The following is a 22,739-nucleotide window of genomic DNA, read 5'->3' as shown; positions in this document are numbered from 1 at the left end:
ATGCGCATCTGCAGGATCGCCCACGCCGGCGGCACCAGCTACGCCAGCTGGGAGGGCGAGGAGTTCGCCGAACTGGCCGACCCCTTCGCACCCCGGCCCCGCCACACCGGGACGAGGATCTCCCCCGCGGCAGCGCGGCTGCTCGCCCCGGCCGAGCCCCGCACGGTGGTCGGCATGGCACACAACACCGGCGCGGCCGACAGGGCGCTCCCCCCGGCCGCCTTCCTGAAGGCCGCGCGCTCCGTGGTCGGCCCGGGCGCCGCCGTGCGCCTCCCGGACGACGCCGGCCGGACCGTCGCCGAGGGCGAGCTCGCCCTGGTGATCGGCCGGGAGACCACGGGGGTGCGCCCGGCGGACCTGCTCTCGTGCGTCCTCGGCCTCACCGTGGCCAACGACGTCACCGACCGGAGCGCCCAGCGCGACGACCCGCTGTGGACCGCAGCCAAGAGCAGGCACACGTTCACCCCGGTGGGGCCGTGGATCGAGACCGGGCTGGACGCGGCCGACCTCCAGGTCACGGTGACGGTCAACGGCGTCGAGGCGAGCCGCGCCTCGACCGCCGGCCTCGCCCGCGACCCCGGCGAGATCCTGGCCTACGTGGCCCGGCTCATGCCGCTGGGTCCGGGCGACCTCGTCCTGACCGGGGCCCCCGGCCCCGAGGCCCCCCTGCGAGCCGGGGACGCCGTCGGCGTGCGCATCGGCGGCCTCGGGGAGCTCGGCAACCCGGTGGAGGCCTGGCACGCACGGCAGGGGGCCGCGGCATGAGCGCCCTGGACGCCGTCACGTTCGGTGAGGCCATGGCCATGTTCATGGCCTGCGAGCCCGGGCCTCTCCACGAGGTGGCCGCCTTCGAGCGGGGACTGGCCGGGGCGGAGACCAACGTCGCCGTCGGCCTGGCCCGGCTCGGGCACCGGTCCGGATGGATCGGGAGGGTGGGGGCAGACCCCTTCGGCAGCTACGCCCTCGCCACGCTCCGCGCCGAAGGCGTGGACACGGGAGCGGCCACGGTCGACGACGCCGCCCCCACCGGCTTCCAGCTCAAGGGACTGGCCCTCGGCGGCGACCCAGAGGTGTTCTACTTCAGGAAGGGCTCCGCCGGCAGCCGGCTCACCGCGAGCGAGGCGACGGACGCGTGCATCGCCTCGGCCCGGCACCTCCACCTCACCGGCATCCCGCTCGCGCTCTCCGCCAGCACCCGCGCCTTCGCGGTGCGCGCCCTCGAGATCGCGCGGGCCAACGGGGCGACGGTCTCCTTCGACCCGAACATCCGGCCCACCCTGTGGAGCAGCGAGGCCGAGCTCGTCGAGGCGACGAACGCCATCGCTGCCGCGGCCGACTGGGTGCTGCCGGGCCGGACCGAAGGGCTGCTGCTCACCGGCCGGGACAGCGCGGACGGCATCGCCGACTTCTACCTCACCCTCGGCGCCTCGCGCGTCGCGGTCAAGGACGGCGCCGCCGGGGCATCCCTGCACACCACCCATGGCCGGCTCGACCACCCGGGCTTCCGGGTCGGCGTCGTCGACACCGTCGGGGCGGGTGATGGATTCGCCGCGGGCCTCATCAGCGCCTACCTCGACGGGCTCGACGACGCGGCCGCCCTCGAGCGCGCGAGCGCCGTGGGGGCCCTGGCCACCACCCACCGCGGCGACCGCGACGGCCTGCCCACGCGCGCAGGGCTCGACGCGTTCACCGCCGCGGCCGCCATGGCCCCGACCACCTAGGAGGACCCGCTTGGAGCTCCAGATAGCACTCGACCGCCTTCCCCGGGCACGGGCGCTCGCCCTCGCCCGCGAGCTGGCCCCCTCGGCGGACGTCATCGAGGTGGGAACCTCGCTCATCAAGGCGCACGGCATGGACGTGGTCCGTGAGATCGTCGCCGCGGCCGGACCCACCCCCGTCCTCGCGGACCTGAAGACGGCCGACGACGCCGCCACCGAGTTCGGCATGGCGTTCGACGCGGGAGCGGGGGCCGCGACGGTGCTCGCGGTCGCCCACGACGCGACCCTCGAGAAGGCCATCAGGACCGCCGGAGACTACGGCGCCGAGACGGTCGTCGACCTCATGGCGACCACCGAGGGGCGGCGCACGCAGCTGGCCGCGAACCTGCCCGACGACGCCGTCCTGGCCGCCCACGTGGCCAAGGACGTCCAGTCCGCGCAGGACGGGCCGGCCAGCCTGCTCGGCGCATGGGCCACCGGCCGGAGGCTCGCGCTCGCCGGCGGGCTCGGCGCGGACGACCTGCCCGCCCTCGCAGGCATTCCGCGCCTGCGCGTGATCGTGGGCAGCGCCGTCACCGGCGCTGCCGACCCGCTCGCCGCGGCGCAGGAGCTGCGCCGCCGCCTCACCAGCCTCGAAAGGACCCGCAGTGGCCGATGATTCCTTGACCACGATCGCCCGCGAACTGGAGCCCGTCCTCGCCGGCGTCGACCGCGACGAGCTCGAAGGGACGGTGCGCGCCCTCGAGGAGGCCCCGCGAGTCTTCGTCACCGGCGAGGGCCGCTCCGGCCTCATGGGCAGGGCGTTCGCGATGCGTCTCATGCATCTGGGCCTGACCGCCTACGTGGTCGGCGAGACGACGACCCCAGCCCTCCGCGGCGGCGACCTCCTCGTCGCGGTCTCCGGATCCGGCACCACGGCCCACACCGTCCAGGTCGCGAAGGCCGCCGTCGCTGCCGGGGCACGGGTCCACGCGGTCACCTCGGATGCGGAGTCCGCGCTCGCGCGGCTGGCGGCGACGCGGCTGGTCCTGCCCGCGGCCACCAAGCACCGGCGGCCGGGCGAGGCCCCCAGCCGCCAGCCGCTCTCGAGCCTGTTCGACCAGGCCACCCACCTCACGCTGGACGCGGTGTGCCTGGACCTCGCAGAACGGAGGCAGGTCGACAACGACGCGGCCCGGGCGGCCCACGCCAACACGGAGTAGCACGAGCGACGAGTACCACCGCGACGAGCAGCATCGCCGAGCAGCGCGGCTACGCCTCGGCGACCGTCGCGCTGGCGGCCCAGGAGCCGTCCGTGCCGGAGAGGCTGTCGACGAGGCCGAGCCCACGCTGCGCCCACGCGATCTCGCCGCGGGCCCGCTCGACGAGGCCCTCGTAGGCGAACCGCTTGAAGGCGATCGTGCGCTCCTGCTCCTCGGCGGGCGTGACCGCGAGGCGGCGCACGAGCATGGGGTTCTCGACGGCCGCAATCCGCCGGAGCTCGCCCTCCCACTGGGCGAGCTCCGCCTCCCACTGCTCGATGTGCGCGCGGAAGAAGGCGCGCGCCGCGGCCGGGGTCGCGTTCTCGAGGTAGGCCGCCTTGAGGTGCGCCGGGTCGCGGATGCGCGCGTACTCGAGCGGCGTCCGGATCCACGCGGCGAAGGCCCGCTCCCCCGCGTCCGTGACGTGGTACACGCGGCGCGTCCCGCGCTGGCCCCTCGCCTGTTCCTCGCCCTCGATAAGGCCCTCGGCCTCCATCTTGCGCAGCTCCGGGTAGATCTGCGAGTCGGGCGCGTGCCACACGTGGCCGACCGACAGCGAGAACTGCTTCTGCAGGTCATACCCCGAGAGCGGACCGACGCGGAGCAGCGCGAGCAGAGCGAACTTCAGGCTCATGGCGGTCTCCTTCGGCGTGGGGGTGGGCCTGCGGCACGGGGAAGCCCGCTCCCCCGTGCCGGGGCCACAACCTTACGCGGGCTGGTAGTTCGTCCGCCAGCCGCCGTGGTACGTTGCGCGCGCCACCGTCGAGTACGGCACCGGACTGACGACCGCGCGCACCTCGATCTGCTCGTGGGGCTCGACGGCGGCCTTCGAGCTTCCGCCGTTCGGCTCGCCCCAGACCACCTTGAGCTCCGTCCCCTCGGGCACGTTCGCGTCCACCGTGCCGAGCGAGAGGCCGCGGCGCTCGTTCGCGCTGTAGCCGGTGAACATCGAGAAGCCCACGACGGTGCCGTCGGCGTCGACCACCGAGTCGTAGTTCGCCGAGCCGTAGTTCGCCAGCGGGAGGTCGAAGAACTTGTAGTGCGGGCCGTCGACATCGAACAGCGAGGAGAAGATCCTGCTCAGGTCCTCGGCGTTCCATGCCAGGGTGACCTTGCGGCGCTGGGTCGCAGGGTCGACCTTCTCGAGGGCGTCGCGGCCGATGAAGTCGTGGTCGAACTTCACGAAGGAGCCGTAGCCGAGCTCCCACGGGGTGAGGTAGTAGTCCTCGATGTTCTCCGACACGAAGGAGCCGGCCAGGGTCGCGGTGGCCTCGTAGCCGTCGGCCGGGAGCCACTCGCGGTAGGCCCGCTCCGCCTCCCCTGTGTAGATCGCGGGCAGCGGGGACGGGATCCACCCGGACTCGAGCGTGTTCGACGGGTAGGCCCGGGACCCGACCGGCACGAGGCCGAATTCCGCGCCTGCCTCCACGATGGCGTTCATGATCCGGTCGTGGTCCTCGTACGGGCCCCAGATCTCCAGGCCCGGTGCGCCGGCCATGCCGTGCCGGAGCGTTCGGACGGTGGTGCCGTCGATCGTCATGGTGGACATGTTGAAGAACTTCAGCTGCTCGAGCGGGCCGCCGTTGAGCTTCTCGATGACCTGCCAGGCGTTGGGGCCCTGGATCTGGAAGCGGTAGTACCGGCGCGAGACCGCGTGCCCGTAGGGGCGCGACGGCGAGCGGCGGTCCACCTCGATGTCCAGGTTGCTGTAGCCGCCGGTCTCGCCGTGGAACAGGAGCCAGTTCGCCGCGGGAGAGCGTCCCACGTAGACGTACTCGTCCTCGGCCTCGCGGAAGAGGATGCCATCCCCGATCACGTGGCCGGAGGCGGTGGTCGGGACGTACTGCTTGGCCTTGTCCACGGGGAAGTTGGCGGTCGAGTTGATGGCCGTGGCCGTGATGAGCTTGATGGCGTCCGAGCCGCGCATGAACAGGTTGTCCATGTGGTGCGACTGGTCGTAGAGCACGGCGGTCTCCCGCCACGCCCTTTGCTCCTTGATCCAGTTCTGGAAGTCGGCCGGGACCACGGGGTAGATGTAGGAGCCGATCTGGGAGTTGCGCAGGAGCTCGACGGTGTTGCCCGACGCGTCGAGGACTTCCTGCAGATTCTTGGGTGCCACGGTGAACCTCTCGTTCTGTCTCGGTAGGGCTGGTTCGGTGCTGTTCTGACGGTGGTCTAGAAGACGATGGTCTGGTTGCCGTGCCGGATCACCCGGTCGGAGGCGTGCCACTCGACGGCTCGGGAGAGCACGGCGCGCTCGACGTAGGCGCCGCGCGCCTGCAGGTCGGCGGCGGAATGGGCGTGGGTCGCGCGGGCCACGTCCTGCTCGATGATGGGCCCCTCGTCGAGGTCCTTGGTCACGTAGTGCGCGGTGGCCCCGATGAGCTTGACCCCGCGTTCCTTGGCCTTGCGGTACGGCGCCGCGCCGATGAACGCCGGCAGGAACGAGTGGTGGATGTTGATCAGGGGCACGCCGACGCCGTCAAGGAAGTCCGGCGAGAGGATCTGCATGTACCGCGCGAGGACCACGAAGTCCACGTTCCCGGCGAGCAGCTTGACGATCTCGGCCTCCGCGGTCGACTTGTCCGCGCCCGCGGACGGGACGTGGAAGAACGGGACGCCGAAGGAGCGGACGTCCTCGGCCGTGTTGGTGTGGTTGGAGATGACCATCGGGATGGTCACGGGCAGCTCCCCCCGGCGGTGCCGCCAGAGGAGTTCGAGGAGGCAGTGGTCCGAGGTGGAGACCATGATCGCCATCCGCTTCGGGACGGACCGGTCGGTGACGGACCACTCCATGCCCATCGGCCCGAGGGTCTGCGCAAGGTCCGCCTGGATGTCCGGCATCGCGACGGCGAGGTCGCGCCGGCCGAAGACGACCCGCTGGAAGAAGTCTCCTCCCGTGGGGTCGGTCGAGTACTGGTCGAGGCTCACGATGTTGCCCTCGTGGCGCGTCACGAGGGCCGCGACGGCGGCGACGATCCCCGGCCGGTCCGGGCCGTGGACGATCAGGCAGGCCTGGTCCCGCTGGGGCCCGGTGTGCACGACCATGGCCGGTCCCCTCAGCTGCGCTCTGCCGTGAAGGACCGGACCCAGTCGGCGGTCGCGCCGAGGCCGCCGAACGTGTAGAAGTGCAGCCCGACCCCGCCGAGGCGCTCGGCCTCGTTCTCCTGTGCCGGCTCTCCCTGCGGCGGCGCGGCGAGCGCGGCGGCGAGGTCGTCGACGAAGCGGTCGGGGCCGGCGTCGCCCATCAGGTTGGTGAGCGAGAAGCCGTACTTCTTCACGATCATCGCATTGGCGCCCACTCCGAAACGGCGGGCGAAGCCGAGGAGCCGCTTGATGCCGGCTGGGCCCGGGGTGCCGACGCGGACCGGCGCGTCGATGCCGCGGGAGCGGACGGCGTCGATCCATGCGACTACAGGGTCGATGTCGAAGGCGAACTGCGTGATGATGACGGCCCCGAGTCCCTGCTGCTTGAGGGCCGCAGCCTTGTCCTCGAGCGCGCTGGCGAGGACCGGCTTCGGGATGTCCGGATGGCCCTCGGGGTACCCTCCGATGCCCACTTCCTTCACCCCGTACCGGGGCAGGATGCCGCTCTCGATGACGGAGAGGGAGTCCTCGTAGGGCCCTTCCGGGGTGGCGGGGTCGCCGCCCACGGCGAAGACGTGCTCGGAGGCGCCGACCTCCTGCAGGCGGCCGAGGAACTCCTCGAGCTGGGCCTGGGACGCGAGGCGGCGGGCGGAGATGTGCGGGATGGGAATGAAGCCGCTGTCCCGCACCGCCTTCGCGGCGGCCACGCGCATCTCGAGGTCCTCGTTGCCGAGGAACGTGACGTTGATCCTCGTGCCCTCGGGGATGCGGTCCTTCGCCTCGAGGAGGGCGGGCACGTCCTTGCCCGTCATCTCGAGCGAGAAGCCGTTGACGAGCTGGAGCGAGGCTGAACGGTTCCTCGCGGGGGCGGTTCTGCTCACGGTGCCGGACTCCTTTCGGCGGCGCGGCGGTGCGCCTCCTTCGACTTTACCTATGCACATAGGGACTGTCTATAGGTATCTGTCAGGAGCCGGCCAGCACGTGCCGCTCGCGGCCGACGGCGAGCCCCACCGCGAGCTGCGCGCCCAGCACGAGGACCACGAACAGCAGGGGGACGAGCCACCCGCCCGTGGCCGTGAGCAGCCCGCCGAACGCCACGGGCCCCACGGCGGCGATCGCGTAGCCGCCGGACTGGGCCATGCCCGAGAGCCGCGCCGCGACGGCCGGGGTCCCGGCGCGCAGGCTGAACAGGCTGAACGAGGTGGCCAGCGACGCGCCCGAGGACAGCCCGAACAGCAGCACCCACGCGAGGAACAGGCCCGGTACGGCGAGGAGGCCCGCCATGGCCGCGAGCCCGACCACCGGGATCAGCGCGGGTGCCCACCGCGCGAGCCGGCCCCGCAGGAGGAACGGGGTGACGAGCGAGCCGCCCAGCGAGCTGACCTGCAGCAGCATGACGTCCGCGCCCGCCACGACCTCGGGCCTGCCGTTGCTCAGCGAGAGCGGCGCGAGCCAGGTGACGAGCATGTAGAACGTCATCGCCTGCACACCCATGTACGCGAGGACCTGCCACGCGACCCCGTCACCCCAGACCCCCAGGCGCGAGGGGACGCGGACCGCGGCGGGCAGCCGGGCGGCGTCGTGCGCCACCCCAGTGCCGGCGGCGGACGACGGCGCGCGGCGACGCAGCCCGTGGGCGCCGGCCCAGACGGCGATCGCCACCGGGACGAGGGCACCCGAGGCGAGGAGCGCCCAGCGCCAGCCGAGCGGTCCCTGGCCGGCGTCGAGGTGCGAGACCGGCACCACCACGCCCGAGGCGAGCGCGCCGAAGCCGCTCAGCGTCGCGGTGAAGACGGCAGTGGCGGCAGGGACGCGGTCGGCGAAGTCGCTCTTGATCACGGCGGGCAGGAGCACGTTCGCGATGGCGAGGGCCGAGCCGACCAGGACCGTGCCGGCCCACACGTTCGCCTCGGCGCCGGGCACCGAGCGCCAGAGCGTGCCGAGGGCTAGGGCCACGAGGGAGACGAGCACCACCGGGCCCATGCCGAACCGCGCGCTGAGGGCATGGGCGAGCGGGGAGACCACCGCGAACGCGATGAGCGGGATGGCCGCGAGCAGCCCCAGCGCTGCTTCGGTCGTTCCCAGGTCCGCCGCGATCTGGTTCAGGAGCGGCCCGACCCCGGTGATCGGCGAGCGGAGGTTCGCCGCGACGAGCAGGACCGCGGCCAGGAGCGCGAGGCGCGGGCGCCGCACCCGGGTCGGTGCCTGCTCCCGCGCCTCGCGACCCATGGACGCTCAGCCGGCCGCGAGGGCGTCCGGGTCGAGGTGGGCGATCGAGCGGGTGTCCTGGAAGGCGCGGACGCCCTCGATCCCCTGCTCCCGGCCGAAGCCGGACTGCTTCATGCCGCCGAAGGGGGCGCGCAGGTCCAGCCTCGTGGCGCCGTGGTCGTTGACCCAGACGTAGCCGCACGCCAGCTGCCCGCCCACGCGGTTCGCGGCGTCGGGGTCCGCGGTCCAGACGGACCCGCAGAGCCCGGCCCACGTGTCGTTCGCGGCGCGGATGGCCTCGTCCTCGGTGTCGAACGGGATCACGGGAATCACCGGGCCGAACTGCTCCTGGGTCACGACCCGCAGCGACGGGTCGGGGTCCACGACGATCGCCGGGCGCAGGAAGTTGCCGCCGGCCAGCTCCGGGTCGGTCGGCAGCGTGCCGAACTCGCGCACGTCCGCACCGGAGGACTTGGCCTCCTCGATGATCTCCGCGACGAAGGCCTTCTGCGCGGAGGAGTTGAGGGGCCCCATCGTGGTGCCCTCGTCGAGCCCGTACCCGATCACCGCCTTCTCGAGCCGCGCCGAGAGGCCGGCGACCACCTCGTCGAGCCGGGAGCGGTGCACGTAGACGCGCTTGGCGTTCATGCAGATCTGCCCGGTCGTGTCGAAGATCGCCGCGTAGAGCCGGTCGAGGTGGGTGTCATCGACGATCGCGTCCTCGAGCATGACGGCGGCGTCGTTCCCGCCGAGCTCGAGGGTGACCCGGGTGAGCGACTTCGCGGCCATCTCCATGATGCGCTTCCCGCCCGCGACGCTGCCGGTGAAGCAGACCTTCGCTACGTCCGGGCTCGTGATGAGCGCGGACATGTCCGCGTCCTTGCCCGTGACGACGTTCAGGACTCCCGGGGGCAGCTTCTCGGCGACGCGCTGGACCACGCGGGTGGTGGCGAGCGGGGTCGAGGGCGGCGGCTTGACGATGGCGGTGTTGCCGGCGATCAGGGCGTGCGGCAGGGACGCGCCGAGGATCGCGATGGGCCAGTTGAACGGCACGATCACGGTGACGACGCCGAGCGGCTGGTACTTCACCGTGGTCGTGACGGGGATGCCGGGGGCAGGGTCCAGGACCTTGCCGGTGTCGACCTCGTCCGCCAGGGCGACGGCGAGGTTCCAGCGGATCTCGAACACGAGCGAGTCGACCCACGCCTCCATGCGGATCTTGCCGTTCTCCTGGGACAGGATCGCCGCGTCCTCGTCGCGGGCCTCGGCGATGCCCTCGATCGCCGCCCGCATGTGCTCGGCGCGTTCCTGCGCGCTCAGCGCGGACCACGCAGGGAAGGCTTCCTTCGCGGCGGCGATCGCGTCGTCGACGTCGGCGGCGCTCGCCGCTGCGGCGTGCCCGACGACGGTACCCGGCTTCCCCGGGTCGGGGACCTCGAGCGTCGCGGCGGCCTGGCGCTCGCGGCCGCCGATGTACAGGCCGGTGCTGACGGGCGCCTTCGGCGCGGCAGTGCTGAGTGTCTCGGTCATGGTGTGCCTCCTGACGGTGTCACTTCTGCGCGATCGGCGTCCCGTGCGTGTGGAACGTCTCGATCGTCTTCATCCCCCAGGCCTGCAGTTCATGCGCGGTACACCGTCCGTGCGAACTCGTGGTACGGGGCGGGGGCCACGGTGGCGCGGATGCGCACCTGGCGGTGGTCGGCGTCGACGGCTGCCTTGCGCGAAACCGGGTCCTCGCCCCACACCACCTCGACCTCGGCACCGTCCGGCACCTGGGTGTCGACCGTGGCGAGGGACATGTACAGCTGGTCGTAGGCGACGTACCCGGCGTCGGTCGAGATCCCGACCCGCTGGCCGTCCTTGAGGACCTCGTCCATCTGGAACAGCCCGTAGCGGGCCTTGGGGAAGTCGAGGTACTTGGCGGGCGTCCCCGGTTCCATCTGCGAGCGCACGACGGCGGCGACGTCCTCAGCGTTCCAGATCAGCGTGGCCTTGCGGCGGCGCTGGTCCTCGGCGTGCCGTTCGAGGGCCGCACGGCCGTGGAAGTCGTGGTCGAAGCGCACCGACTTGCCGAGGCCGATGTCGTATGGGGTCATGTAGTAGTCGTGGACGTCGGCCGAGTACAGCGAGCCCCCGATGGACCCGGCACGCGCGGCCGGCAGCCAGTCGCGGTACTCGGCGAGGTCCTCGTCGAAGATCGCCGGGAACGGCGTGGGGACCCAGCCCGACTCGAGCGGAGAGGCCGAGTACGCCTTCGCCCCGACCCTGCGGATCTCGAACTCGGCGCCCGCGTCCATGAGCGCCTCGAGCACGGCCTCGTTGTCCTCCCACGGACCGTAGAACTCGAAGCCGGGCTGTCCGGCCATGCCGTGGCGCAGCGCCTTCACTGGCCGGCCGGCGATCTCGACATCGCCGATGTGGAAGAACTTGATCTCCGGGATCGGCCCGGCGAAGACCTTCTCCATGACCTCGTTCGCGCGGGGGCCCTGGAGCTCGTAGCGGTAGAAGGTGGGCGGGCCCTGCCGCATGTGCGAGTTCGCCTCGAGGCGGTAGCGGACGTCACGCCCGTCGGCCTCGGCCTTCTCGACGTTGAAGCGCACCCAGTCGATGAGGAGGTGGTGGCCGATGAGCACGATGCCCTCGGGGCCCTCGGCGTTGTAGAACAGGATGCCGTCGCCGATGAGGTAGCCGTCCTGGTTGACGGCGATGAGCTGCTTCGCGACACCCTGCCGGAACGTGCCGAACGTGTTCGGGGAGATCGAGGACAGCAGCGGGATGAGGTCCGCCCCGGAGAGGAACAGCTGCGTCATGTGGTGCGACTGGTCCATGAGCGCCACCGTCGTGTTCCACGCGCGCATCTCGTCGCGCCAGTTCGTGAACTCGGGGGCCACGGGGAAGGTGAAGGCAGGCCAGTTCTGGTTTCGCAGGAGCTCGACGGGGCTGCCGGCTCGGGCGATCGCCTGGGCGAGGGATTCGGAGGTCATCGTCGACCCTTCCTTTCGGCGCAGGGCAGGCGCCCTGAGGCGGGGGGTGGTGCCAGACAACCACCGCTCTGGCCTCAGGTCAAGCAGTCCAATACATTATTGTCCACAATCGCGTCAACCGAAGGAGATCGGCACGATGGCACCCCAGAACCTCCAGGACGTTCTCGATGCGGCGGCCGGCACACCGCAGGGAACGGTCGAGCTCCTGCGCAACTCCCAGCTCGGCACGTACATCTACCCGGTGGTCCCCGCCGAGTTCACCAACTGGCGGCGCGAGCAGAAGGCCTGGCGCGAGACCGCGGTCCTCTACGACCAGTCGCACCATATGGTGAACTTCTTCCTCAAGGGGCCGGATGCGCTCAGGCTCCTCTCGGACACGGGCATCAACAGCTTCGCGAACTTCCCCGTGGACACGGCGAAGCAGTTCGTGCCGGTCGCGTCCAACGGCGGTGTGATCGGGGACGGGATCCTGTTCCACGAGGCGGAGCAGGACTTCGTGTTCGTCGGCCGGGCGCCCGTGGCGAACTGGCTCCAGTTCCACGCCGAGACCGGCGGCTACGACGTCGAGGTCGCCTACGACGACCGCTCCCCCTCGCGGCCCTACGGCGCCGCCGTCACGCGCTCGTACTACCGCTTCCAGATCCAGGGCCCCAACGCGTGGCAGATCATCGAGAAGCTCGCCGGCGGCCCGGTCGAGAAGGTGAAGTTCTTCCACATGGGCCACATGACGATCGCCGGCGAGCAGGTCCGCACGCTCCGCCACGGCATGGCCGGGGCGCCGGGCCTCGAGATCTGGGGTCCCTACGCCCAGCACGGCGCGATCCGCGACGCGGTCCTCGAGGCCGGCGCGGAGTTCGGCATCGAGCCGTGCGGCTCGCGGGCCTACTCCTCGAACACCCTCGAGTCGGGCTGGATCCCCTCCCCCCTGCCCGCGATCTACACAGGAGAGGCGGAGCGGGCCTACCGGCAGTGGCTGCCCGCGAACAGCTACGAGGCCATCAACGCGCTCGCCGGCTCCTTCGTGTCCGGGGACATCGAGGACTACTACCTGAACCCGTGGGAGCTCGGCTACGGGTCCTTCGTGAAGTTCGACCATGACTTCATCGGCCGCGACGCCCTCGAGAAGCTCGACCCGGCTGCGCAGCGCCGCAAGGTCACGCTCGCGTGGAACGACGACGACCTCGCGGAGATCTGGGCCTCGTTCCTGGACCGCGACCGGCCGGGCTACCAGTTCTTCGACGTGCCCAACGCCAACTACGGCTCGTCCAACTACGACTCGGTGGTCGACGCCGACGGCGCCGTCGTGGGCCTCTCGCTCTTCACCGGTGTCACCGCGAACGAGCGGCGCGGGCTCTCGCTCGCCACCGTTGATCCCAATGTCCCGCTCGGCGCCGAGGTCCGCGTGGTGTGGGGCGAGCCCGACGGCGGGTCCCGCAAGACCACGGTGGAGCCGCACGAGCAGATCAGCGTGCGTGCCGTCGTGAGCCCCGCGCCCTATTCGGTGACGGCCCGCACCGAGTACCACGGGGGCTGGAGGACCGCCGGCGCCGGGAGCCGCTGAGGCCGGGGGTCAGGCGGCAAGCTCCCGGAGCGCATCGATGACGCTGAGCAGGTGGCGGCGCACCGCCTGCTCGGCGGCACCGGGATCCCGGGCCAGGATGGCGTCGATGATGGCGGTGTGCTCGAGCACCGAGGCCTTGGCGCGCGCCGGACGCGACGAGAGCTTGAACTGGTGGCGGACGCTCTGCGCGTGCAGGCGCCCAAGCACGTCCGCGGCGGTGCCGTGATGGGCCAGCTCCCGGACGCGCCGGTCGAGCAGCTGGTGCAGCCGCGCGTACTCCACGAGGTCGCCCTCCTCGACGGATGCGACCATGTCCGCGCGGAGCCGCGCGAAGGCCTCCGCATCCGCCTCGGACAGGCTCGACGCCGTCTTGGCCGCGCACAGTCCCTCGACGCCGATCCGCACCTCGATGATCTCGATGGCTTCCTCCAGCGTCACCGCCCGGACCCGTGCCCCACGGTTCGGCAGCCTCTCGATCAGGCCCTCGGCCGCGAGCTCGAGCAGCGCCGTGCGCACCGTTGCCCGGCTCGCCGAGAACGCCTCGCTCAGGTCCGCCTCGATGAGCCGCTGGTTCGGCGCGTACTCGCCGCGCATGATGGCGTCGCGGATCAGGTCTGCGACGCCGCGCTCCCCCGCCGGGGCAACCGCCGCAGCGGGTGCCTTCTCCGCGGCTGACGACATGTGCATTCACTCCCCGGATTCGGCGGACAGGGCGGCGGCCCCGACGCAGGCGACGGCATTGGCTGCCATCCTAAGACTCATCCAAAATCGTTGACAATCTCGTCTCCGGATCCGTAGCGTCAGTGACACCAGTCACATCGGCCGTGCTCTTCGAGGGCGACGACGCGGAAGGGGGTGCGGGATGGCGGCACGCCTGACCCTTCGCGACGTCAGCCTGCACTTCGGCGGCGTCAAGGTCCTCCAGGACGTGAGCTTCGAGGTCGAGCCCGGGAGCATCTTCGGCCTGGTCGGGCCCAACGGGGCCGGCAAGACCTCGCTGTTCAACTGCATCAGCGGGCACTACAAGCCGAGCTCCGGCTCGATCACGATCGACGGCACCGAGGTGGTGGGCAGCGCCCCGTCGCGGCTCGCACGGCTCGGACTCTCGCGCACCTTCCAGCACCCCGCGCTGCAGCTGAGGGCGACCGTCCTCGAGAACGTGCTCCTCGGCGGACACCTGCGGCTTCCGGGCGGCCCGGTCTCGTGGGCCCTCTCGCTGCCGAACACCACCCGCGCCGAGCGCGCGATGCGCGCGGAGGCCCTCGAGCTGCTCGAGCGCGCTGGCCTCGGCTGGGCCGCCCACCTGCCCGCTGACGAGCTCTCCCACGGGCTCCACAAGGGCATCGAGCTCTGGCGCGCGCTCCTGTCGAAGCCGTCCCTGCTGCTGCTCGATGAGCCCGCCGCGGGGCTCTCCCACGGCGAGGTCGAGCAGCTCATCGAGACCGTCAGGCAGGTCCGCGCCGAGCAGGACATCACGATCGTCATCGTCGAGCACCACATGGGGCTGATCTCCGCGCTCACCGACCGCGTGGTCGTCCTGGACCACGGCAGCAAGCTCATGGAGGGCACGGCCGGCCAGGCCCAGTCCGACCCGCGCGTGATCGAGGCCTACATCGGGAAGGACGCCGCGGATGACGCTGCTTGAACTCGACAGCGTCACCGCCTCCTACGGCCCGGTCCAGGTGCTCGACGGCGTCTCCCTCACCGTGCCCGAGAACGGCTCCGTGGGCATCCTGGGCGCCAACGGCGCGGGCAAGACGACGACGCTGCGCGCCATCAGCGGGACGGTCAGGACCGGCGGCCGGATCCGTTTCGCCGGCCGCGACATCCGCGGACGCCGTCCTGACCAGGTCGCGGCGCTCGGCATCGCCCACGTCCCCGAGGGGCGGGGGACGCTGTCGCAGCTCTCCGTGCGGGAAAACCTCCTCGTCGGCGCCTACATGCGCAAGGACCGCAAGCAGATCTCCGCGGACATCGACTACTGCCTCGACCTCTTCCCTCAGCTCCGCGAGCGCATCGGTTCCCGGGCCGCCGCGCTCTCCGGCGGGGAGCAGCAGATGCTCGCGGTGGGGCGGGCGTTCATGGCCAAGCCCAAGCTGCTGCTGCTCGACGAAGCCTCCCTCGGGCTGGCCCCCGGAACCGCCAAGACCGTGTACGAGGCCATCCGGCGCCTGCGCATCGAATCGGGCATCGCGATGCTCGTCGTCGAGCAGAACGCCAACCTCGCCTTCACCCTCGTCGACACCGCCACGGTCCTCGAAACGGGGCGCAACGTGCTGACCGGGACCTCCGCCGAGCTCAAGGGCATGGACGAGATCCGCCGCGCCTACCTGGGGGGCTGACCCGCGTGGACACCTTCATCCAGCTCACCGTGGACGGCCTCTCGACGGGCTCGATCTACGCCGCCCTCGCGCTCGCCATCGTGCTGGTCAACCAGGCCACGGGCCTCATCAACTTCGCCCAGGGCGGCATGGCCGTCCTGTCCGCGTACCTCGCCTACGCCTTCCTCGAGGCGGGGCTGCCGCTCATCCTGGCGCTCCTGGCAGCGGTCCTGGTCTCGTTCGCGGTCGGAGCGCTCGTGGAGCGCTTCCTGATCCGCCGGTTCGAGCGCGGTGACCCGGACACGGCCGTCGTCGCCACGATCGGCCTGCTCACGCTCGTCACAGGGGTCATCGCCGTGGTCTGGGGCTACAACAACCGCCAGTTCCCGTCGCTGTTCCCGCTCACGAGCGTGGAGGTCCTGGGCGCGGTCGTGAGCCTCCGCTCTCTCGCGACGACCCTCACGATCCTCGCGATCATGGGAATCCTCCAGCTGCTCTTCATGAAGACCAAGCTCGGGCTGGCCCTGCGCGCGGTCGCCGACAACCCGGCGTCGTCCGCGCTCTCCGGGCTCCCGGTCGGGCGGCTCCTCATGGTCGGGTGGGGCCTGGCCGCCGCGCTCGGGGCCATCGCAGGCGCCCTCGTCGGACCGCAGCTGACCCTCACCCCGGGGATGCTGGACGGCGCGCTCGTCTACGCGCTCGCCGCCGTCATCCTCGGCGGGCTCGACAGCCCGGTCGGGGCGGTGGCCGCGGCCTGGGCGATCGGCGTGCTCGAGAACCTCGTGGCCGTGTACATCCCGCTCATCGGGCACGACCTGAAGATTGCGGTGCCGTTCGTGCTCATCTTCGTGATCCTCGTGCTCAGGCCCCAGGGCCTGTTCGGACGGAAGGTCGTGGTACGAGTCTGATGGCTACGCTCTCCTCCGCCCTCGGGAACCGATGGGCTCGCGTCGGGCTCATTGCCGTCGTCGTGATCGTGCTCCTCGCCGCCCCGCTCTTCCTGCCCGCGATCACCAACCTGACGCTCGTGCGCGTGGGCGTGTACGCCGTCGCCGTCCTGGGCCTGAACATCGTCATGGGGTACGCCGGCCAGGTGAACCTGGGCCAGATCTTCTTCGTGGGCCTGGGCGCCTACGTCACCGCCTACGGTGTCAAGCAGGGCTGGAACATCCTGATCGTCCTGATCGCCGCATGCGTGATCGCCGGGATCGTCGGGCTCCTCGTCGCCCTGGCGGCGGCGCGCCTCGGCGGACTGGCCATCGCGATGGTCACGATCGCCCTCCCGATCGTCGGCGTCCCCCTGGCCAAGCGGCTCGACATGTTCACCGGCGGGTCGCAGGGGATCTCGGCGATCTTCTCCACCGCCCCAGACTGGTCGGGCCTGTTCAACGACCAGTGGCAGTACTACATCATCCTCGTCGTGGCCGGGGCCGGATTCCTGCTCGCCCGAGCCCTCGTGCGCGGGAAGTACGGGCGGGCGTTCGCCGTCGTGAAGGACAACGAGGCGGTCGCGGCCTCGATGGGCATCTCCCCGTACTGGACCAAGGTGCTCGCGTTCACCATCGCCTCGGTCTACGGCGGCGCGAGCGGCTTCCTCTACCTCGCGGCCGTGCAGTACACCTCGCCGGAGACGCTGAGCTTCGGGCACTCGATCAGCCTCCTCGCGGCGATGGTGATCGGCGGCGCGGGGAGCATCATCGGCTCGCTGATCGGCGGCGCGTACTACGTCTTCGTCCCGCAGTTCACCAACGCGATCGACCCGAACTTCACCACCGTCAGCCAGGGCGTGATCCTCCTCGCGGTGCTGTTCCTGCTGCCCGAGGGGCTCGTGAGCCTCCCACGCGTGCTCCGGCGCATCACCCGCCGGAAGCCGGCCCGGGCGGCCCCTGCCGGAACACCGCCCTCGAGCCACGCTTCCCCGGACCCGGCACCGCAGAACCCAGCACCCGAAGGCACAGCACCCCCACGCACAGCACCCGCCAGCACAGAGAGGCACGATCCGTCATGAAGGAACGAAGAAGGACACCTGGAGTCCTCGGCGCCGTCGCAGTGGCGTCGGTCCTCGCGCTCTCGCTGGCAGGCTGCCGCGGAAGCGCGAACGAGGGCGGCGGGGGCGGGGGCTCGGCGGCCTCCCCCGGCATCACGGACACCACCATCACGCTCGGCATCACGACGCCGCTCAGCGGCGCCACCGCCGGCCCGGGCACCTGCACGGTCGCCGGCGCCAAGGCGTACTTCGGCGCGAAGAACGCCGAGGGCGGCATCAAGTTCGGCGACGGCAAGACCCGCAAGGTCGAGATCAAGACCTACGACGACGGCTACGACCCGCAGAAGTCGCTGGCAAACTTCCAGCAGATGGTCTCGGACAACGTCTTCGCCGAGGGCATCGGCCTCGGCACCCCGACGAACCGGGCCTTCCGCGAGGCCGCGATCAGCCAGAAGGTCCCCCAGATCCTCGTCATGACGGGTGACCCGCTGTTCAGCGACCAGAAGCAGAGCCCCTGGCAGCTCGGCCTCGTGCCGATCTACCAGAACGAGGGCGAGGCGTTCGGCAAGCTCGTCGCGGCGTCCGGCGGAGCGCACAAGGTCGCGATCCTGTCCCAGAACGACGACTACGGCAAGGGCTACGTCCAGGGCTTCAAGGACGCGATCAAGGGCAGCTCGAACATCACGGTCGTCGGGGAGCAGACCTACGAGGCCACGGACACGTCCGTGGACGCGCAGCTCACCCAGCTCGCCGCGACGGGCGCCGACGTGTTCTTCAACGCCATGTCGATCACCCCGCTCGTCATCGCCTCGCTGCAGAAGGCGCAGCAGATCGGCTGGAAGCCCAGCTGGTTCCTGCCCTCCAACACGTCCAGCCCCACGGCGATCCTGCAGCCAGGCGGGGCCACGGCGTACCCGGGCGTGTACACGGTCGCCTTCGCGAAGGCGCCGCAGAGCCCTGAGTTCGCGAAGGACGACGACGTGGTCAAGTTCCTCTCCGACCTCAAGCAGTACGGAAGCTACTCGGATGCCCCCGCGTTCCCGCACTGCATGTGGAGCTACATCGCCGGGGCCACCCTCGAGAAGGCGTTCGGGAGCATGACCGACCCGACCCGCGACAGCTTCATGAAGGCGCTGAGGAACATCAAGGGCCTCGAGGCGCCGCTCATGCTCAAGGGGACCTCGGTGGACACGACGAAGGACGGCCAGCCCGCGATCTCGACCGTGCTCGTCCAGAAGTACAACGGCAAGGGCTACGCGACCTCGGAGAAGTTCGGCTGACCCGCCCGCACTGCCCACGACGGCGGCGACGCACCCGCGCTGGGTGCGTCGCCGCCGTCGTGCGTGGCCGTGGCCGAAGAGTGCGGCCGGCCCGTCAGCTGGGGAATATCCGGGCCGGCCTGTTAATTTGTAACTCGATTTTACAAACCCCTCCCGGCCCGGTCAAGGGCCCCGCTCAGGAGGCCCGGTACAGCTTCCCGATCACGAGCTTGGCGAGCTCGGTCGCGGGGGCGCGGTTGTCCGGAAGCGGGGCGAGGTTGGCCCACGTCACGAGCGTGACCCTGTTCGCCGGGTCGTACCCCATGAAGGAGTTGTAGCCGGGGAGCTCCCCGGTGTGGCCGTACATCGCCCCGAACTGCGCGATGTTCATGCCGTAGCCGGCGTTGGGCTGGGTCATCTGGATGCTCTCCATGCGGGTGCGCTGCATGTCCGCGGAGAGCAGCCTGCCCGAGCCGAGGGCTTCGACCCAGGTTGCGAGCTCGGGCGCGGTCGAGATCCCCGATCCCGCGGCCCACGCCCACGAGGGGTTCACCTCCGTGTAGTCCGTCGGGACGAGCGTGCCGGCGCGGGCGGAGGCGAGCTGGTCCGGCGGAAGGAGGGAGGTCTCGATCGTGCTCTCGAACGTCCCGTACGAGTAGCCGCGCGCGAACGGGGCCGCGATCGCCGAGGAGTCCGGGGCCGGCAGCTGCGTCTCGGTCAGCCCGAGCGGGGTGAAGAGCCTGTCGCGGAAGATCTGCTCGAGCGGCTTGCCGTCCAGCTTCTCCGCGATCGTCCCGAGGAGCACGGTGTTCGTGTTCGAGTACTCCCACTTCGCGCCCGGGTCGAAGGTGGGCGCGTGCGAGAACGCCACCTTCAGCAGCTCGTCGGGCTTCCACACGCGCATCCGGTCGGCGTCGACGGCCCGGTTCCAGTCCGGGTCGAAGGTGTAGTTGTAGAGGCCCGAGCGCATCTCGAGCAGCTGCTCGATGGTGATCCTGTCCCCGTTCGGCACTCCGTCGCGGTACTTCGAGACCGGGTCCTTGAGCCCGATCTTTCCCTCCTGCGCGAGCTGGAGGATGGCGGTCCCGGTCCAGGTCTTGGTGTTGGAGCCGACCCGGATGTGGTCCCCGACCGTCACCGCCTCGCTGCCGCCGCGCTCCCGCGTCCCGTACGCGAGCTCGAGGTTCGGCTGGCCGGGTCGCTTCAGGAGCAGGACTGCGCCGGGGACCTGCATCTCCTTCGCAGCGTCGTTGAAGGCGGTGCGGATCTCGTCGTCGCCCACCTTCGCGATCGCCGGGGCAGACGACGACGGCGACGCGCCGCTCCCGGCCTCCGCACCGCCCGTCGGGGTGCTGGCACCGGCCGACGACGAGGCCGCCGGGGCGGTGGACGCCGGGGTGCAGCCTGCCAGCGCCAGTGCCAGGGCTGCGGCTGCCAGGGCGGCCGCGGGGGCCAGGGCGGGGGCCGTGGCGAGGGGACGCGCGCGCGTCATTGCTGTCCGTTCCGGCCCCTCTCCCCGGGCACAGGGTATCGCAGGGATCATGCGCGGGGCAGGCCGCGCACGAGCGGAACCTTGCCCAGGGCCGTGCGCTCGAGCGCGGCGACGGGCACGACGCGCACCTGGACCCCTGCGGCGCCCGCCGCGGCGAGCGCGGCCTCGACTCGGGCGCGGACCGCGTCCGTTTCCGTCCCCGGTGGGAGCCCCACGAGGAGGACGTCGATCCCGTCCCGGCGCTGGACAACCTGCCACCCCGTGGTGGGCAGGTCTTCGAGCGCGTCCTCGAACACGATCGGGTGGACGCTCACGGCTCCGTGGACGCGGGGCACCTCGAGGACGTCCTCGGCCCTGCCGTCGACCCGCGTGACGATCGCGAAGGCGCGCCCGCAAGGGCAGCCCGGGCGGTCGATCACGAGCCGGTCCGACATCTCGTAGCGGATGAGCGGGAGGGTCCGCGCGAACGGGACGGTGACGAGGAGCTTCTCCCCCGGCGTCCCCGGCGGCACGGGCCGGTTGCGGGCGTCGACGGACTCGGCGATGACGAGGTCCTCGTAGAGGTGCCGCCGCCCGGCTGTGCAGACGGACGCGATGGCCGCGGTCTCGGTGGCGGCATAGGAGTCCAGTGGCCGGATGCCCCACGCGCGTTCGACGTCGCGCGCCGTCTGGGCGGAAAGCACCTCGGAGGAACTCGTGATCTGGCTCGGGGAGATGCGCAGCTTCCCCGCCGCCTGCTCTGCCGCGAGGGGCCGCAGTGCCGACGCGTACGCCACCACGATGTCCGGGGCGAAGCCGTTCAGCGCGGCGACGGTCTCGGCCAGGGGCGCGCCGGCGTCGAGCCGGAGGGTCGGGGTGACTGCGCCCAGGGTGGCTCCCAGCAGTGCCGAGGCGTGGGTGGGGCGCGCCGAGCTGACGAAGGCGATGCGCGGAGGGTGCAGGGGGCCGGCCTTGATGCCGGCCCAGTCGTTGGGACGCGAGTAGGAGGCAAGCGCAGTCGCCCATTCGCGGCGGTCCCAGATGAAGACGCCGCGGCGGCCGGTCGTGCCGGCGGTGGCCGCGGCCCACCAGCGCCCGCGCCACGGGCGTCCGGGGTCGCCGTCGTGCTCCACGAGGTCGGCGAGATGCGCCTCGACGTCGGCGAGGCGCAGGCCGGGGCGCGTGACGGCGTCGTCCCAGTGCTCCATGAGCTGCGCCTTGGTCACGGGCGGGAGCGCCGTCAGGGGCGCGTCCTCGAGCCCGGCGTGGAGGCGGCGGTAGAACGGCGAGCGCTCGACGGCGTGGCGGCGCGCCGCGGCCACGGCCCGCTCGCGGTGGGCGGCGATCCGCTCGGCGCTCCAGCGGTCGCGGGCGCGCCACAGGAAGCGCAGTGCGAGGACCCGGGCCATCAGGGCGGCATCCATGGCATCAGCGTACGGCGCCGCGGCCCAGGCCCGGGAGAAGTAGGGCCCGTGGACTCTGGGCAGGAGTGCCGGGCGGGCGGACACTGCGGGTAGGGGACGCGGACGGCGTCCCCTACCGATCGGAGGTGGCCGCGATGATGTACTGGAACGGCAACATGGGCGTGTGGGGCTGGATCTTCATGATCCTGAGCTTCCTGCTGTTCTGGGGTGCCATCATCACGGGCATCGTGTTCCTCGCCCGCTCCGTCCGGCATGGCGGGCAGGGCTCGGGAGCCTGGGGACAGCCGGGGTGGGGCGGCGGGGCGATGCCGGTCGGCATGCCTCCCGGGCAGTACCCCGGTCCCGGACCAGAGCAGGTCCTCGCGGACCGCTTCGCCCGCGGCGAGATCGACGAGGCCGAGTACCGCGCACGCCTCGACGTGCTGAAGCAGCAGCACCGTGGCGGGGCGTGATTCCGGCGGTACCCTTCGATAGATGACCCAGGAGCGATGGCGGAAGCTGACTGAGTGGCCCACGCTCGCCGCCGCCTTCGTGTTCCTCGCCGCGTACTCCGTGCAGGTGATCGGGAACCTGGATCCCGAGGAAGGCCTCTGGGCGGAGACCTTCCTGTGGGCGGCGTGGGCGGTGTTCGTCGTGGACTACGCGGGGCAGCTGTGGCTGGCCCCGCACCGCGCGCGCTGGTTCATCCGGAACCTGCACGAGCTGGCGATCCTCGCGCTGCCGGCCCTGCGCCCGCTGCGGCTCGTGACCTTCCTGCGGATCGTCCACAACAAGGCGGGCTCCGCGCTCCGCGGGCGCCTCGTCGTATACGTCATCGCAGCCGCGGCGACCCTCGCCTACTGCGGTGCGCTCACGGTCGAGGACGTCGAGCAGAACATCCCCGGGGCCAACATCCGCAGCTTCGGCGACGCGATCTGGTGGGCCCTCGAGACGATCACGACGGTCGGCTACGGCGACCACTACCCGATCACGGTGATCGGGCGGCTGGTGGCGGCGGCGCTCATGGTCTCGGGCATCGCGGTGCTCGGCGTCATCACAGCCTCCATCGCCGCGTGGCTCGTGGAGAGCGTGTCCGCGCGCACGGCCGCCGAGCTGGACGAGGTCGAGGCCGAGGTCGAGGAGGTCGAGGCGGAGGTGGAGGCCCTCGACGAGTCCCTCGAGGCCCGGGTCCAGGCCCTCACCGAGCAGGTCGCCCGGCTCACCGCCGCCCTCCAGGCGCGCGACGCCGCGAGCCGCGTCGCCCCGCCCGAGCAGTCCTAGCTGTACCCGGCCAGGACGTTGGTAGCGGCGAGTCTGGTTGAACAAGGGAGAACCTCCGAGTGGGATGTGGCTTGTCGAAGGCCCACTCCAACTCGGAGGTTCTCGTGTTCCACCGTAGCGCCCGTTTGACTGTCCATGGCCGCCGGCTGATCGTCCAGCGGCATCAGGCTGGATGGAAGCAGGCCCACATCGCCGCGGCGATGGGCGTCTCGCGCAAG

General features: G+C 71.4%; 23 protein-coding genes. 13 read left to right on the top strand and 10 right to left on the bottom strand.

Features of this window, described 5'->3' with window-relative positions; all coding sequences use genetic code 11:
* Genes CGQ25_RS03920 through hxlB form a run of 4 tightly spaced genes read left to right on the top strand, consistent with a single transcriptional unit; the run spans position 1 to position 2,920 of the window.
* Positions 1–765 (top strand): fumarylacetoacetate hydrolase family protein, encoded by a 765-nt coding sequence (locus tag CGQ25_RS03920; RefSeq protein ID WP_208711912.1) that lies wholly within the window; start codon positions 1–3, stop codon positions 763–765.
* Positions 762–1,721, top strand: a complete 960-nt coding sequence (locus CGQ25_RS03915; protein ID WP_208711911.1) for a sugar kinase — start codon at positions 762–764, stop codon at positions 1,719–1,721. The genes CGQ25_RS03920 and CGQ25_RS03915 overlap by 4 nt, the downstream gene beginning before the upstream one ends.
* Positions 1,722–1,731: 10 nt before the next feature.
* On the top strand, positions 1,732–2,376 hold the full coding sequence (locus CGQ25_RS03910; RefSeq protein ID WP_208711910.1) for an orotidine 5'-phosphate decarboxylase / HUMPS family protein: 645 nt from the start codon (positions 1,732–1,734) through the stop codon (positions 2,374–2,376).
* Positions 2,366–2,920, top strand: coding sequence for a 6-phospho-3-hexuloisomerase (hxlB, locus tag CGQ25_RS03905; protein WP_222703691.1), 555 nt, complete (start codon positions 2,366–2,368; stop codon positions 2,918–2,920). The genes CGQ25_RS03910 and hxlB overlap by 11 nt, the downstream gene beginning before the upstream one ends.
* A 49-nt stretch (positions 2,921–2,969) precedes the next feature.
* Here hxlB and CGQ25_RS03900 read toward each other — a convergent pair whose 3' ends face one another.
* From CGQ25_RS03900 to CGQ25_RS03870, 7 genes are all read right to left on the bottom strand, one after another.
* Complete coding sequence (locus CGQ25_RS03900) at positions 2,970–3,593, bottom strand: PadR family transcriptional regulator (protein ID WP_208711909.1); 624 nt, start codon at positions 3,591–3,593, stop codon at positions 2,970–2,972.
* Positions 3,594–3,665: 72 nt separating this feature from the next.
* The gene (locus CGQ25_RS03895; RefSeq protein WP_208711908.1) at positions 3,666–5,078 is read right to left on the bottom strand and encodes an aminomethyltransferase family protein; all 1,413 of its coding nucleotides are present in this window, start codon (positions 5,076–5,078) and stop codon (positions 3,666–3,668) included.
* A 56-nt stretch (positions 5,079–5,134) separates the two neighbouring features.
* Positions 5,135–6,007 carry a formyltetrahydrofolate deformylase gene (purU, locus tag CGQ25_RS03890; protein WP_208711907.1) on the bottom strand — a complete coding sequence of 291 codons (873 nt, stop codon included), beginning with the start codon at positions 6,005–6,007 and terminating at the stop codon, positions 5,135–5,137.
* Between the two features lie 11 nt (positions 6,008–6,018).
* Positions 6,019–6,858, bottom strand: a complete 840-nt coding sequence (locus CGQ25_RS03885; protein WP_255405720.1) for a methylenetetrahydrofolate reductase — start codon at positions 6,856–6,858, stop codon at positions 6,019–6,021.
* A 151-nt stretch (positions 6,859–7,009) separates the two neighbouring features.
* Positions 7,010–8,275, bottom strand: a complete 1,266-nt coding sequence (locus CGQ25_RS03880; RefSeq protein ID WP_208711905.1) for an MFS transporter — start codon at positions 8,273–8,275, stop codon at positions 7,010–7,012.
* A 6-nt stretch (positions 8,276–8,281) separates the two neighbouring features.
* On the bottom strand, positions 8,282–9,784 hold the full coding sequence (locus tag CGQ25_RS03875) for an aldehyde dehydrogenase family protein (RefSeq protein ID WP_208711904.1): 1,503 nt from the start codon (positions 9,782–9,784) through the stop codon (positions 8,282–8,284).
* Between the two features lie 89 nt (positions 9,785–9,873).
* Entirely contained in the window at positions 9,874–11,238 is a 1,365-nt protein-coding gene (locus CGQ25_RS03870; protein WP_208711903.1) for an aminomethyltransferase family protein, read from the bottom strand.
* A 136-nt stretch (positions 11,239–11,374) separates the two neighbouring features.
* On the opposite strand from CGQ25_RS03870, the gene CGQ25_RS03865 reads away from it, so the two are divergent.
* On the top strand, positions 11,375–12,799 hold the full coding sequence (locus CGQ25_RS03865; protein ID WP_208711902.1) for an aminomethyltransferase family protein: 1,425 nt from the start codon (positions 11,375–11,377) through the stop codon (positions 12,797–12,799).
* Positions 12,800–12,808: 9 nt separating this feature from the next.
* Here the strand turns inward: CGQ25_RS03865 and CGQ25_RS03860 are convergent, their stop codons facing one another.
* Positions 12,809–13,480 (bottom strand): GntR family transcriptional regulator, encoded by a 672-nt coding sequence (locus tag CGQ25_RS03860; RefSeq protein ID WP_208711901.1) that lies wholly within the window; start codon positions 13,478–13,480, stop codon positions 12,809–12,811.
* 181 nt (positions 13,481–13,661) lie between these two features.
* On the opposite strand from CGQ25_RS03860, the gene CGQ25_RS03855 reads away from it, so the two are divergent.
* The 5 genes from CGQ25_RS03855 to CGQ25_RS03835 are packed head-to-tail and all read left to right on the top strand — an operon-like array spanning position 13,662 to position 18,387.
* Positions 13,662–14,444, top strand: coding sequence for an ABC transporter ATP-binding protein (locus CGQ25_RS03855; RefSeq protein ID WP_208711900.1), 783 nt, complete (start codon positions 13,662–13,664; stop codon positions 14,442–14,444).
* Positions 14,431–15,141, top strand: a complete 711-nt coding sequence (locus CGQ25_RS03850; RefSeq protein WP_208711899.1) for an ABC transporter ATP-binding protein — start codon at positions 14,431–14,433, stop codon at positions 15,139–15,141. The genes CGQ25_RS03855 and CGQ25_RS03850 overlap by 14 nt, the downstream gene beginning before the upstream one ends.
* 5 nt (positions 15,142–15,146) lie before the next feature.
* On the top strand, positions 15,147–16,028 hold the full coding sequence (locus CGQ25_RS03845; protein ID WP_208711898.1) for a branched-chain amino acid ABC transporter permease: 882 nt from the start codon (positions 15,147–15,149) through the stop codon (positions 16,026–16,028).
* Positions 16,028–17,128, top strand: a complete 1,101-nt coding sequence (locus tag CGQ25_RS03840; protein ID WP_208711897.1) for a branched-chain amino acid ABC transporter permease — start codon at positions 16,028–16,030, stop codon at positions 17,126–17,128. The genes CGQ25_RS03845 and CGQ25_RS03840 overlap by 1 nt, the downstream gene beginning before the upstream one ends.
* Complete coding sequence (locus CGQ25_RS03835) at positions 17,125–18,387, top strand: ABC transporter substrate-binding protein (protein WP_208711896.1); 1,263 nt, start codon at positions 17,125–17,127, stop codon at positions 18,385–18,387. Before CGQ25_RS03840 ends, CGQ25_RS03835 begins: the two co-directional genes overlap by 4 nt.
* 175 nt (positions 18,388–18,562) lie before the next feature.
* Here the strand turns inward: CGQ25_RS03835 and CGQ25_RS03830 are convergent, their stop codons facing one another.
* Complete coding sequence (locus CGQ25_RS03830) at positions 18,563–19,858, bottom strand: serine hydrolase (protein ID WP_208711895.1); 1,296 nt, start codon at positions 19,856–19,858, stop codon at positions 18,563–18,565.
* Between the two features lie 47 nt (positions 19,859–19,905).
* Positions 19,906–21,261, bottom strand: coding sequence for a phenylacetate--CoA ligase family protein (locus CGQ25_RS03825; protein ID WP_208711894.1), 1,356 nt, complete (start codon positions 21,259–21,261; stop codon positions 19,906–19,908).
* 134 nt (positions 21,262–21,395) lie between these two features.
* On the opposite strand from CGQ25_RS03825, the gene CGQ25_RS03820 reads away from it, so the two are divergent.
* The 3 genes from CGQ25_RS03820 to CGQ25_RS03810 all read left to right on the top strand — a co-directional run.
* On the top strand, positions 21,396–21,713 hold the full coding sequence (locus CGQ25_RS03820) for an SHOCT domain-containing protein (RefSeq protein ID WP_208711893.1): 318 nt from the start codon (positions 21,396–21,398) through the stop codon (positions 21,711–21,713).
* A 22-nt stretch (positions 21,714–21,735) separates the two neighbouring features.
* Entirely contained in the window at positions 21,736–22,521 is a 786-nt protein-coding gene (locus CGQ25_RS03815; RefSeq protein ID WP_208711892.1) for a potassium channel family protein, read from the top strand.
* 104 nt (positions 22,522–22,625) lie between these two features.
* Positions 22,626–22,739, top strand: a 114-nt coding sequence (locus tag CGQ25_RS03810; protein WP_255405719.1) for a leucine zipper domain-containing protein, incomplete at its 3' end; no start/stop codon positions are given.

Origin of the sequence: Sinomonas sp. R1AF57 (assembly GCF_002224485.1) — a bacterium.
In the GTDB taxonomy this organism is placed as follows: domain Bacteria; phylum Actinomycetota; class Actinomycetes; order Actinomycetales; family Micrococcaceae; genus Sinomonas; species Sinomonas flava.
The sequence above is the reverse complement of the archived record's forward strand: the minus strand, read 5'-3'. Positions and strand labels throughout refer to the sequence as shown.